Below are 13259 nucleotides of genomic sequence, written 5' to 3' on the forward strand. Positions count from 1 at the left end.
AGCTTACTGCCCGTTTTCATCCTTTTTCTTAAAGTCTCCTGCTTTCCAGGCATCGAAGAAGCGTTTCCAGGCTACAGGGTTGAAAATATTCATAGGAGGCTGCTGCCCAATGTAGTAGTACTCGCGGGATTGCTGCCGCAGGTAGCTGCCTGCGTTCTCAGGCCCATCCGGGATCACTTCATTCCGCATACGCGCAAGCGCATCATTAGCCAGGTTTTCCTGTGCCCGCTGCTGCAGCTCAGGGGTGACATCCATAGCCAGGAATTCCAGTTTGAAGTGCTCCCGGCTAGGCCAAGGGAAGACTACGGTTTCCGGGAGGTTGATGGCATCTTGTGTCATAAGCTGCACGATGGAATAGCGGGTGTCTTCTAAGTCCTCCGGTATCTGGTATTCTACGGTCTTGTAGCCGATGGCAGAAAAGACGATGACATCCCCTTTTTCTACTACGATGGAGAAAAAACCACGGAGGTCAGAATAGGTGCCCCGCCCTTTTTCTTTGACCAATATATTGGTATAGGGCACTGGGTAAAGCTGCTCATCAGTACCATCGAGCACCATGCCCGAAAACTGGACAAGGTTTTCGTTATCCTGCGACCAGGCCAGTGCAGAGGTGAGCAAAAAAGCCAGCGTGAAGAAAAGTGGGCGGATATTCATAAGAGTTTCGTGTGTTGCATGAATCAAAACGGGCAGGCGGCCCCGGGAAGCTAAAATAAGTGTTTCCAAATCAAAACCCACAGCTGAGCCGGTGCAGTTTCAAGTAAAGCGTTAGCCTGCGCCTCCTGCGCCAATACACCTAATAAGACCCGCCTTCCCCCTTAAAGGTTTGTTGATGCGCCCGTGAATCTTCATGGCCTGCTCACAATACGAGCCCAAGCGTCAGCTTCAGCACTTCCTCCATGCGGGTCACATAATGAAACTGCATGCCTGAGATATAGTCCTGATTGATCTCTTCCACGTGCTTGCGGTTTTCTGAACACATGATGACTTCCTTCATTCCAGCACGTTTAGCGGCCAAGACTTTTTCTTTAATGCCGCCTACCGGAAGGACTTTCCCGCGCAGGGTGATCTCACCGGTCATGGCCACGAAAGGCTTGACCGGCTTGCCGGTGAAAGCAGAAGCCAGGGCTGTGAGCATAGTGATGCCTGCAGAAGGCCCATCTTTGGGTATCGCCCCTTCCGGTACATGTAGGTGGATGTCCCGCTCAGCGAACAGCTTAGTATCTATGCCCATTTTTCCCGCATTGGCTTTAATGAAGCTTAGTGCCGTAACGGTAGACTCTTTCATGACATCGCCGAGATTGCCCGTGATGGTCATTTTGCCTTTGCCTTCGCTCAAGCTCGCTTCCACGAAAAGGATATCGCCCCCGGTCTGTGTCCAGGCGAGGCCAACGGTTACTCCCGGCACCTGAGGCTCCGCGTAGCGGTCTTTGCTGAACCGCTCCGGGCCGAGTATAGCTTCTAAATCACCAGCTTTCACACCCACCTCATAGGGCTCTTCCATAGCCACTTTTTTGGCAATGCTCCGCATCACCCCAGCGATCTGCCGGTTGAGGGAGCGCACGCCCGATTCCCGGGTATAATGTTCGATGAGGTGCTGAATCGTGCGTTTGCCCAGCCGGACCTGATCGCTCTTCAGCCCATGCTCTTTGCGCTGCTCAGGGATGAGGTGCTGCTTCGCAATCTCTATTTTCTCCTCCGTAGAATATCCGCTGACCTGTATGATCTCCATACGGTCCAGCAAAGCCGGCTGTATGGTGTTCAGGGAGTTGGCGGTGGCAATGAACATCACCTTGCTCAAATCATATTCCAGCTCGAGGTAATTATCGTAGAACGTGGCATTCTGCTCGGGGTCCAGCACTTCCAGCAGGGCGGAAGAAGGGTCGCCCCGGAAATCTTTGCCAACTTTGTCGATTTCATCCAGGATAAAAACCGGGTTAGAAGAGCCCGCCCGCTTCAGCGACTGTATGATCCGACCGGGCAGTGCGCCAATGTAGGTCTTTCGATGGCCACGGATCTCCGATTCATCGTGGAGCCCACCCAGAGACATCCTGATGAACTCCCGCTTGATGGCCCGGGCAATAGAGCGCCCCAGAGAGGTTTTGCCCACGCCCGGAGGGCCCACCAGGCATAGGATAGGCGCTTTCATATCCCCTTTTAGCTTCAGCACCGCCAAGTGCTCCAGAATCCGCTCCTTGACCTTTTCCAGCCCAAAGTGGTCTTTATCAAGAACGGCCCTCACCTTCTTGAGGTCAAAATTATCTTTAGTATAAGTATCCCATGGCAGCTCGGTGAGCAGTTCTAAATAGCTGAGCTGTATAGAAAACTCTGCCACTTGCGGGTTCATCCGCCGCAGGCGCGCCAGTTCCTTCTCGAAGGTTTTCCCAACAGCTTCTGGCCACTTCTTCTTTTTGGCCCGGGCTACCAGTTTATTGATCTCTTCTTCTTGTGGGTTTTGGCCCAGCTCCTCTTGTATCGTTTTCAACTGCTTATTGAGGAAGTAATCCCGTTGTTGCTTCTCAATATCGATACGGACCTTGCTCTCAATCTGGTCTTTGAGCTCCAGCAGCTGCAGCTCGCTATTGAGCTGCCTAAGTATGAGCTGCCCCTTGTCGAAGAGGTTGTCGTCTTCCAGTATTTCCTGCTTGAGCGGCACCTTTGCACTGAGGTTTGAAGCTATAAAATTGAGCAGGAATGAGGTGTTGTTGATGTTTTTCAGCATCACATTGGCCTCGGAAGGGATATTGGGAGAGAGCTCAATGATCTGCTGTGCCCGCTCCAGGATGGTGGAGGTCAGGGCCTCAAATTCTAGATCGTCTTCAATCTCATCATACTCCACAGGGGCCACCTCTGCCTCCATGTAAGGGTCTTCGCTCAGCATGGCCTTCAGCTCGCAGCGTTTGCGCCCTTGCAAAATGGCAGTAGTCGTGCCATCAGGCATACGGAGCAGTTTCAGGATGCGCGCAATAGTGCCCAAGTGGTACAGGTCATCCACCCCCGGGTCCTCCACATTACTGTCCATTTGCGACATGACGGCCACAAGCCGGTCGCCGGCATGTGATTTATTGATGGCTTTGATAGACTTATCCCTGCCCACGGTGATCGGAATGACAATCCCGGGGAATAGGACGGTGTTTTTCAATGCCAGCAGCGGCATACGGTTGGGGAAGGCCTCATTGGGGTTCTCCTCCTCTTCGTCAATGGAGAGCATTGGCATGAAATCCCCATCATCATCTAAGCGCTGCTGTGCAAACAAATCGTCAAACATAATTTTGGATATAGCTACAGCTGCCCATTTGTACAGGCAGCTGTCAGGTTATTTTGTAAGAGCTTCAAACCTCCTCTAGGTGCTGAAACGGCGGTGACAAGCTGGCAGAAAACATTTTACCCCCAGCCCTAAACAACAGGGCAAGGATTGTGCCATGCCTGTTTTTGCTCACCGGGCCTGCCTATGCGGCTGGAATGACAGACAAAACGGCAGGCAGAGTAAGTGCTAAGCTGCAATATCTTCTCCGGAAGGCTCCTCGCCGCCCTCCTCTGCTTCATCCTTTTCCACCCGCAGGTTGTCGATGATGAACTCCTGCCGGGCCGGTGTATTTTTGCCCATATAGTAGGCCAGTACATCATCTACGTTGGTATCCTCATTGAGGATAACGGGCTCGAGCCGTATGCCATCGCCGATGAAGTCCTTGAACTCGCCAGGCGAAATTTCCCCCAGCCCCTTGAAGCGGGTCACTTCCGGCTGCCCCCTCAGTTTTTTGATGGCCTGCTGCTTTTCCTCCTCACTATAGCAGTAAAAAGTTTTCTGCTTGTCGCGGACGCGGAAAAGCGGGGTGTCCAAGATAAACAGGTGCCCATTGCGCACCAGCTCAGGGAAAAACTGCAGGAAGAAGGTGAGCAGCAGCAAGCGGATGTGCATGCCATCTACATCCGCATCTGTGGCGATCACTACACGGTTGTAGCGCAGGTCGTCCAGCCCGTCTTCGATGTTGAGCGCATGCTGCAGCAGGTTGAACTCTTCATTTTCATAAACGACCTTCTTGGTCAGCCCGTAGCAGTTCAGTGGCTTGCCGCGAAGGCTGAACACCGCCTGAGTCTGTACATCCCTTGCTTTAGTGATGGAACCGCTGGCCGAATCCCCTTCTGTGATGAAGATCGTGGTGGCTTTGCGCAGCTCCTCCTCTACCTTCCGGGCGCTATCGCCAAAATGTAGGCGGCAGTCCCTTAGCTTTTTATTGTGCAGGTTAGCCTTTTTGGCCCGCTGATTGGCCAGTTTTTTGATGCCGGCAATCTCCTTGCGCTCGCGCTCCGATTGTTTGATCCGTTTCTCAAGGGCTTTGACGACCTCCGGGTTCTTGTGCAGGAAGTTGTCCAGTTTTTCCTTGACGAAGTTGACCACGAAGGTGCGGATGGTAGGCCCTTCCGGCCCCATATCCGAAGAGCCGAGCTTGGTCTTGGTCTGAGATTCAAAAACAGGCTCCTCCACTCGGATACTGACCGCAGCTACGACGGAGCTCAGGATGTCTCTGCGGTCATAATTTTTGTTGAAGTGCTCCTGCAGCGTTTTTACGATAGCCTCCCGCAGCGCATTGAGGTGGGTGCCGCCCTGAGTGGTGTTCTGCCCGTTGACAAAAGAGTAGTATTGCTCTCCGTAGTGGTTGCCATGGCTCATAGCGATCTCCAAGTCCTCCCCCTTCATGTGTATGATGGGGTAGCGTAGGGTCTCCTTCGCCATTTTGCGTTCCAGCAGATCGAGCAGCCCATTGCGGGAAATCAGCGTTTTGCCATTGAAGTTGATCTTCAGGCCCGCATTCAGGTAGGCGTAGTTCCAGAGCTGATTCTCGATATAGTCTGGCCGGAAGCGGAACTTTTTGAAAATCTCCGGGTCTGGCCGGAAAGTCACGGTAGTGCCGTTGGGCTCATCCGACTTCTTCAGCTTGTGGTCTTTGATGATTTCGCCCCGCTCGAAGTCAGCAATCTTCACCTTGCCCTCTCGCACAGAAGACACGCGGAAGGCTTCCGAAAGGGCGTTCACCGCTTTGGTGCCCACTCCGTTCAGGCCTACTGATTTTTTGAAAGCTTTGGAGTCGTACTTTCCGCCAGTGTTGATCTTGGATACACAATCCACTACCTTGCCCAAGGGGATGCCCCGCCCGTAGTCGCGCACGGTTACTGCACCTTCATCTACCGAAATATCGATATTGCGCCCGTGCCCCATCACATACTCATCGATGGAGTTGTCGAGCACCTCTTTGATGAGGATATAGATGCCGTCATCCGCTGCTGAGCCGTCGCCCAGCTTGCCGATGTACATACCAGGCCGCATACGGATGTGCTCTTTCCAGTCTAATGAACGAATGTTGTCTTCCGTGTAACTTACTTGCTCCATGAGGCTAAATTGTGGTCATATCGGGTAAAAACCGGTGTAAAAGGTCAGCAAAAATCGGATAAACTTGTTGGTAGTGGGGCGGAAAGTTTTGCACAACATCTTATTCAGCACCTATTTTATCCAATTTTTTGTGCAAAAATACAACTTTCTGCATTTTTTATCAACAAAATGTTGCTAAGCAAATCCTTTTGAAAGCCCATCAGACAGATCAGCACCCCGCTATGCAGCGCCTGCTGCGAGGCTTCAGGCAAGAGCACCGGCTAAAAACGGCTTGTGCGCTTGCCCTTCAGCTGTTGGGGCTAAGCTTTATCTACAGCTTTTTTCAGGATAGCGTATGGCTCAGCATCTTTGGGCTGCTGTGCACCGTCCTCGGGCTGCGCTTCTTTTTTGCCCTTCTACAAGAATGGCAGCTGCCCGGGCGCGAGCTCATCCTGCTCCTGCATTTCCACCCCGAAGAAATTGTGTGGGTATACAGTATCGTTACGGAGCGCCTCCCTTTTGGGCTGCAGATGTTCCACAACGGCACCCTGTTTTTCAAGACAATCGACGGAAGGGAGTTCTCCCTGATCTTGCCCAGGCAGGACCTGAAGCCTATTTCTGCTTACCTCAACAGCCTTCTCCCCCACGCCACTTTTGGCTACACCAAAGACCGGGAGCAGTGGTTTATGGCTAGCCCGCTGATGCTGTTGCGGGAAAAAGAGGAGGATTCTTAAATCAGACGGACAAACGGCCGCAATCCAGATTGCCGTTAGGAGGGGCCTGCCCCTGCCAGCGGGCAGGTGCCGCTATGCTCCGGGGCTCGCTATCCGCTCGGCCCTATCGGGCTTACATACCCCTCCGCAGCGCTAGGCCAATGCCAGCCTAAAGCCGAAAAAGCTAAACGCCCGCGGCATTTGAGCCCACGCCCAGCCCAACTCAACATTTGGCTTAATCCGCCTTTTTGCGAGGCTCCGGATGTCGGCATTGTGGTTGTCCCAGCGCCTTCGATGCTGCCGGTTACTGAAGGCGGATTGGGGCACCTGCCGAAAGGGCTTTGCATGGCTGTGGTTCATTGGGCGGCAGCACCGTATGCGCAAAGGTGGTGGAGCAGCCCCTTCAATAAAACAGCCCCGCAGCAACCGCTGCGGGGCCATCCTTGTCGTATCAGCAAATTAATCCATCAGGCTGCTCTAGGAAGCACAGCTCACGCACTCCTTGAACTTGTTAGCCATTTCTTGGGCTACACTGGAAGAGCGCTGATAATAGAGGCTTTTGACGCCCAGCTTCCAAGCTTCGATCATCAGGGCATTGACCTCTTTCACCGGCATCTGCGGCGGGATATTGAGGTTGAGCGACTGCGACTGATCGATGAATTTTTGCCGGGCCGCTGCCTGAATGATGATTTCGCGCGGGTTGATTTCCCGGAAGGTCTTGAACACCTCCTTCTCGTGCGCTGTCAGCCCATCCAGATGCTGCACAGAGCCATTTTTGAGGAGTATGGACTGCCAGATTTCTTCCTTGTCCAGCCCCTTTTCCTGCAGCAAGGCCGTCAGGAATTTATTCTTGCGCATGAAGTTGCCTTTAGAGAGGCCTACCTTATAGTAGTTGCTGCTGTAGGGCTCAATGCCCGGTGAGGTCTGCCCGAGTATGGCCGAGGAAGAAGTGGTGGGCGCTACCGCCATCAGGGTGGTGTTGCGCCGCCCATAGCCTTTGAGCACCTCCGGCTCCCCGTAGGCCTCTGCAAGTGCTGCGGAAGCTTTTTCCGCCTCCGAGCGGATATAGCGGAAGGCAGAACTGTTGAACTGCTTCGCTTCCATGCTCTCGAAAGGGATGTTGTTCTTCTGCAGGTAGGCATGATAGCCCATGACCCCAAGCCCAAGGGCACGGTGCCGCTTCGCAAAATTGTGGGTGCGCTCCATATAAGGCTGCCCGGCAGACTTTTGGATGAACTCCTCCATCACTGCATCCAAGAACCAAATGGCGTAGTGCACTGCGTCCGTCCCTTTCCACTCCTCGTACAGCTCCAGGTTCATGGAAGCCAGGCAGCAAACGAAGCTCTCGTCATCGCTCACTGGCAGGGCGATCTCGGAGCAGAGGTTGGAATTGTATACCCGCATCCCTTTGTCACGGTATACATCAGCGGCCTGATCATTGACGTTGTCAGCGAAGAGGATGTAGGGCAGCCCTTTTTCCTGACGGCTGTGCAGCACTTTCGCCCAGGTGGCCCGCTTCGCCTTGTCCCCTGCTACCATCTCCTCCATCCAGGCATTCGTGACCGAGACCCCAAAAAAGATGTTTTGGATGGCATTGCCAATGTCCTTTATTTTTAGGAACTCCTCTACATCAGGGTGCTCGATATCCAAGTAAGCAGCAAACGCCCCACGGCGCACATTGCCTTGGCTTACCGTATCGATCATTGCATCGAACATCTTCAGGAAAGAGACCGGGCCGGAAGATTTGCCGTTGTTGTTGATGGAAGCCCCCCTTTCTCGCAGGTGTCCAAAATATGCAGAGGTGCCGCCCCCGTTTTTGGTCATCATAATGCACTCAGAGAGGGTTTTGGTAATGCCGGCCATGCTGTCGGGCACGTAGCTGCCAAAACAGCTGATGGGCAGGCCACGGCTCGCGCCCATATTGGCCCAAACAGGTGAGGAGAGCGACATCCAGCCATTGGCAACCAGCTCTTCAAACTTGGGCTGAAGGTCTGGCCGCCCCAGGCGGTTGGCTGCGGCGGTGGTTACGCGGCGCACGGCTTCTTGTGGCCCTTCTCCTTCGAGCAGGTAGCCTCTTTCCAATACGGTGCGGCTTTCGGGGGTAACCCAGTGGTAAGGTGCTAAGGTGATGGTATCCATGGTCTTTGTCTTTTTGGGTATATGAAGGCCCGGGGCTGAGGGGCGGCGCCCAAGCCTTTATTGATCAGGATGGAATTAAAATGGTTTAGAACAGGTCGTCGGCAGTGAAGGACTGATTGTGCTTGGAGTACTCCACGGGGCGCTTGGCGAAAAAGTCGTCCAGGGTATTGGCGAAGACCTCCTCCTCAAACCAGTTCATACGGCGCAGCTGCTCCCGGCCTACCTCAAATATGGGCTCCAGCCCAATCTGCTCCAGGCTGCTGTTGACGCGGTGCTTCATAAAATTGAGCAGGTCTGCTTTGGACAAATGCGCCAGCTCCCCTTCTTCGAAAATCCAGTCCAAGATGCGCTCTTCCTGCGCTATGCTCGCCCGCGCGGTCTCGTAGATGACGGCCTCGTACTGCTGCGAGAGCCAGCCGGGGTTCTCCTCCACAATACGGTTGAAAATGTAGATGCCAGCGTTGGCGTGCAGCTGCTCGTCTTTGCTCGTCCAGGCGATTATATTGCTCGTGCTCTTCATCAGCCCCCTAAAGTGGGTAAAAGAGAGGACGGTAGCAAATTGGCTGAAGAGGGAGACGTTCTCCACCAGCATAGAGAACAGGATCAGGTTGAGCCCGAAGGCCTGCTCCGGGGAATCGAGCTGAGCGGCAGCCCGGCGGTCTCGCAAGAACGCGATCCGGTCTTTGAGCACGGAAGTTTGCAAAGCCTCTTCAAAAGCATTGTCCAGCCCTAGCACATTCAGCAATTGAGCGTAAGCTTCTGAATGGCGGAACTCGCACTCTGCAAAAGTACTGCCCAGGCCATTGAACTCCGGCTTGGGCAGGTGTTGGTAAAGGTTGCCCCAAAAAGACTTCACGTCTACCTCCACCTGAGCAATGGCCAAGAGGGTCCGTTTGACCGCTTCGCGCTCGCTATTGGACAACTCCACCTTGAAGTCTTGAATATCGCCGGTGAAATCTACTTCGGAGTGCACCCAGAAGGTCTGATTGATGGTATTGATGAATTCCAGTACCTCGGGGTATTCGAAAGGCTTGTAAGCAAGCCGGGGCTGGAAAATGCGGCTCATGATGCATATGTTTTGGGGCAGCCCCGGCAGTCATGAGCGAAGGGTGGCAGGCACAGCCCGTACCCTTGTTGGCCGGTTGTGCGCACCGCTTGCTCTAGCTCCCGAAAGCTTGCAGGTTAAGAAAAATGGCTTGGCCGGTCTTCTGGCTCGCCCCGGCCGTGCCCCCTTCCCGCCCGCAGCAGCGGGCAGTGGCTATTTGGCACGGCTTTGACAGCTGGCACTTGCCAGCATTGGGGCTTACAGCAGCGGGTACTGCCCGGGGTTCTCACCCGGTTCCCTGGGAAGGCATAAGCTGCCTCCCCGCCAAACGTCTTGAAAGATACAAGGGTGTAACCGTTCTTTCAAAAAGACGTTGTAGATAATTACCAACATTATGTGGATAACTACTGATGCCTTTTGCGGGGTGCGAATATAGCCGGCCTGCCTTCGGAACGGGTAAAATCGGCTTTAGTAAATATCCACACCTTGTGGAGAAAAGGTTGGAACCCTTGCAGAGGCTGTTTTGGCCTGCCCCAAAACGCCAAGGTGCTGCAGCCCACGCTCTGGAAGCAGGGGGGCTGCAACTTTCCACATTAGGGTGGCGGCACTTGTGCTGTTACCAGCGCAGGGCCTCCAGGATCTTCCCAAAAATGTCGCTGTTCTGGTAAATGCCTTGGAATTTGGCAGCACTAGGCCCGTAGGCATAGACGGGGATAAGGGAGGCCGAATGCCCGCCTGTGGAAAAAGTGGGGTTGATGTGCTCGTAAGTCCGCTGCATGCGCACTTCTGCAGCAGAAAGAGAAAGCCCTCCGGTCTCGTGGTCAGCTGTCACGACAACAAGGGTGTTGCCCTCCTGCTCTGCGAAGTCTAGTGCTGCGCCGATCGCCCGGTCAAAGTCTTTTACTTCTTCGATAATGTATTCCCCATCGTTGGCGTGCCCGCCCCAATCTATCTGTGAGCCTTCCACCATGAGGAAAAAGCCGTCTTTGTCTTGAGAGAGGTGCTCCAAGGCGAGCTGTGTCGCTTCGGCCAGGAAATCGCCCCGCCCTTCCTGCATTTTGGGCATACCGTCGTTGGCGAGCAGGTAGCCGTAGCGCTTTCCAGCCTGTAGGCTGCCCTTGGCAGGCAGGGCGGTCGTGTCCACAAGGTACCCTGCGGTTTTCAAGGAGTCCAGGTAGTTGAGGTCATCTTTTCGGCGGGCAAAGAATTTGATGCCGCCCCCCGCGAAGAAGTCGACAGGGGCATGTACGAGCTGTGCCGCGATTTCTTCCTGCATGCTGCGCTGCTCAACATGCGCAAAAAAAGAAGCCGGCGTAGCATGTGTGATGGAGGATGTGGCGATCACGCCTGTGGACTGCCCTCGCTCAGCGGCTATTTCCAACAGGGTTTTCCGGGCCTGTTGGCTGCTGTCCACCCCAATAGCCCCATTGTAGGTCTTTACCCCTGCAGAGAAGGCTGTCGCTCCGGCAGCAGAGTCGGTAATCTGTGCACCGCTGGGCTTAGGCCGGTGCAGCCCAAGATGCTGGAAACGCACGAAGTTGGGGGCCTCCTCCTGGTAGTAAAATGCAGTAGACATTTGTGCGAGCCCCATCCCGTCTCCAATCAGGAGGATGACGTTTTGTGGCTTTTTGCGGATAGCAATCTGCTGGTAGCTGTTGTTGCAGCCCTGTACCATAAGAACAACAGCAAGGAAGAAGAGTAGCTTTTTCATATCGTGCGATGCAGCTTTTCGCAAAGGTAAGGCTTTGGTAGGTTTTGACCATATATCTGGGCGTAAACCAGAACGTCGCAGTCGTTTATGCTTTTGGGGCTTTGGCCTGGCATTGGCCTAGCGCTGCGAAGGGGTGGCAAGCCCGATAGGGCCGAGCGGACAGCGAGCCCCGGAGCATAGCGGCACCTGCCCTCATGGCAGGGGCAGGCCCCTCATCCTTACGTTAGGGGCAGAAAAAAAAACGGCAATCTGGATTGCGCTCATTATATCTTTATACATTCAGCGCAGCTAAGTAACTATAAACATAAAAGACGATAACCGATGAGCCAAACCATTTTACAGCTCAAGATAACACTGATGGGCTCCCAAAAGCCTCCTATCTGGCGGCAGGTACAGATCCCTGCAGGCCTGAATTTTGTGCAGCTTCATGTAATCATTCAAGGTGCAATGGGCTGGGAAAATAGCCACCTGCATGCTTTTACAGACCGCTGGCGGAGTTTCAGTATTGGCATGCCGGACGGTTTTGATATGGATGATATGCAGGACGGCTGGGCGGTAAAGGTGGAGGATTACCTTAGCGCTAAAGGCGACACCCTGATTTATGAGTATGATTTCGGAGATAGCTGGGAACACAGGGTGGAGGTCCAAAAGGTTTTAGAGGCTGCTCCGGGCGAAACCTACCCCAAGCTGCTCAAGGGGAAAGGGGCTTGCCCGCCTGAAGACTGTGGCGGCATTGGGGGCTACTACTACATGATGGAAGCGGTCAATGACCCCGGGCACGAGGGCCATGATGATATGGTGGAATGGCTGGGCGTTGAAAAATGGGATGTCCATGCATTTGACGAAGCTTATGCCCGAGAGCGGATGCTCAATTACTACAATAGCGTAGGCGGCTCCTGATTTTAATAAGGTTGGCCCGCCAATTGCCGGATGGCTTTTTCGACCTGTTCGAAGGGGAAGCCCTGAGCCGTACGCTCCCATTTTGCACGGATTTCTGGCAGGCATAAGTTGCCAATGCTGCCTTCGTGCGTATGTTTCACCTCTCGTGGCGGGTCAAAAGTGCCGTTGGCGATCTGCTCGCCTACCAAGCGGTAGGCATCTCGGAAGGGCAGCCCTTCCAAGACAAGCTGATTGACGGCTTCCACGCTGAATAGGAACCGGTAGCGCTCGTCTTCCAGCAGGCGTTCAGCAGGCTTTGCTTTAGGCAGGGCATAGGTAAGGATTTGTAGGCACTCTTTGAGTTGTTGGAGAGCCGGGAAAATGGCCTCCTTCAGCAATTGGAAGTCGCGGTGATAGCCAGAGGGCAGCCCAGCTGTCAGTTGGCTGATTTGTACGGGCAGGGCCTGAAGGCTGTTGCACCGGGCGCGCAGCAGCTCGAACACATCCGGGTTTTTCTTGTGCGGCATAATGCTCGACCCGGTCGTCAGCTCATCGGGGAAGGAAAGAAAGGCAAAGTTCTGGCTGACATAAAGCACTACATCTGCGGCTAGCTTCCCTAGGGTTGCTGCTGTGCCGGCTATGCCATAACTGAGCTGTAGCTCCGATTTCCCCCGGCCCATTTGAGCGTGCACTACGTTATAGCTCAGGTCTTCAAAGCCCAACAGCCGTGTAGTCAGGGTGCGGTCGAGGGGGAAGGAAGCGCCATAGCCTGCCGCAGAGCCCAGCGGGTTGTGATTGAGGGTATGGTAAATGCTTTGCCAGAGCCGCAGATCGTCTACCAGGCTTTCCGCGTAAGCGCTGAACCATAGCCCAAAACTGGAAGGCATAGCGGCCTGGTAGTGGGTGTAGCCAGGCAGGAGGACGTCTTTGTAGGCTGCGGCCTGCCCCAGCAGGGCGTCGAACAAGGCTTTCATCAGCCTGCTGATTTCCGCTACCTCCGCGCGGAAGAACAGCCGCAGGTCTACTAGTACCTGATCGTTGCGGGAACGGCCAGCGTGGATTTTTTTGCCAGTGTCGCCGAGCTCCCGGGTCAAAAGGTATTCTACCTGAGAGTGGATGTCCTCCATGCCCGGCTCCACAGTCATGCCTTCCGTTACGGCTATCTGGTAGAGCTTCCGCAGAGCGGCCTGCAGCTGTTGCAGCTCTTCCGCGGCAAGCAGCCCTATGCTGCACAACATTTCTACATGGGCGAGGGAGCCAAGGATGTCCCAGGGGGCTAGGAAAGTGTCGAGCTCGCGGTCCTGCCCTACGGTAAAGGCTTCTATCTGCTGGTCGAGGCTGTAGCTTTTTTGCCAGAGTTTCATCGCTGATTTTTTGTTTTAGTGGTTGGAATAGGAGCCCGGTGCG

General features: G+C 54.2%; 9 protein-coding genes and 1 riboswitch. Of the genes, 2 read left to right on the forward strand and 7 right to left on the reverse strand.

What is annotated here, in order from left to right; all coding sequences use genetic code 11:
• Positions 1–3: 3 nt before the first annotated feature.
• From FRY97_RS15735 to FRY97_RS15745, 3 genes are all read right to left on the reverse strand, one after another.
• The gene (locus FRY97_RS15735) at positions 4–654 is read right to left on the reverse strand and encodes a carboxypeptidase-like regulatory domain-containing protein (RefSeq protein ID WP_147168517.1); all 651 of its coding nucleotides are present in this window, start codon (positions 652–654) and stop codon (positions 4–6) included.
• Positions 655–856: 202 nt separating this feature from the next.
• On the reverse strand, positions 857–3265 hold the full coding sequence (gene lon / locus FRY97_RS15740; RefSeq protein WP_147168518.1) for an endopeptidase La: 2409 nt from the start codon (positions 3263–3265) through the stop codon (positions 857–859).
• Between the two features lie 225 nt (positions 3266–3490).
• Positions 3491–5386 carry a DNA topoisomerase IV subunit B gene (locus FRY97_RS15745; protein ID WP_147168519.1) on the reverse strand — a complete coding sequence of 632 codons (1896 nt, stop codon included), beginning with the start codon at positions 5384–5386 and terminating at the stop codon, positions 3491–3493.
• Between the two features lie 188 nt (positions 5387–5574).
• Here FRY97_RS15745 and FRY97_RS15750 point away from each other — a divergent pair, with 188 nt between their 5' ends.
• Entirely contained in the window at positions 5575–6099 is a 525-nt protein-coding gene (locus FRY97_RS15750; protein WP_147168520.1) for a hypothetical protein, read from the forward strand.
• A gap of 456 nt (positions 6100–6555) precedes the next feature.
• Here the strand turns inward: FRY97_RS15750 and FRY97_RS15755 are convergent, their stop codons facing one another.
• The 3 genes from FRY97_RS15755 to FRY97_RS15765 form a co-directional block, all read right to left on the reverse strand.
• Complete coding sequence (locus FRY97_RS15755; protein WP_147168521.1) at positions 6556–8217, reverse strand: ribonucleoside-diphosphate reductase subunit alpha; 1662 nt, start codon at positions 8215–8217, stop codon at positions 6556–6558.
• Positions 8218–8302: 85 nt separating this feature from the next.
• Complete coding sequence (locus FRY97_RS15760; protein ID WP_147168522.1) at positions 8303–9283, reverse strand: ribonucleotide-diphosphate reductase subunit beta; 981 nt, start codon at positions 9281–9283, stop codon at positions 8303–8305.
• A 115-nt stretch (positions 9284–9398) separates the two neighbouring features.
• A riboswitch (cobalamin riboswitch) is annotated at positions 9399–9606 on the reverse strand.
• 272 nt (positions 9607–9878) lie between these two features.
• A complete protein-coding gene (locus tag FRY97_RS15765; RefSeq protein ID WP_147168523.1) occupies positions 9879–10973 on the reverse strand; it encodes an alkaline phosphatase in 1095 nt (364 codons plus the stop codon).
• A 321-nt stretch (positions 10974–11294) separates the two neighbouring features.
• On the opposite strand from FRY97_RS15765, the gene FRY97_RS15770 reads away from it, so the two are divergent.
• Complete coding sequence (locus FRY97_RS15770) at positions 11295–11873, forward strand: plasmid pRiA4b ORF-3 family protein (RefSeq protein ID WP_147168524.1); 579 nt, start codon at positions 11295–11297, stop codon at positions 11871–11873.
• 2 nt (positions 11874–11875) lie between these two features.
• Here FRY97_RS15770 and argH read toward each other — a convergent pair whose 3' ends face one another.
• The gene (gene argH / locus FRY97_RS15775; RefSeq protein ID WP_147168525.1) at positions 11876–13216 is read right to left on the reverse strand and encodes an argininosuccinate lyase; all 1341 of its coding nucleotides are present in this window, start codon (positions 13214–13216) and stop codon (positions 11876–11878) included.
• Positions 13217–13259 lie beyond the last annotated feature (43 nt).

The sequence above is a fragment of the Phaeodactylibacter luteus genome (assembly GCF_007993045.1).
Lineage (GTDB): Bacteria > Bacteroidota > Bacteroidia > Chitinophagales > Saprospiraceae > Phaeodactylibacter > Phaeodactylibacter luteus.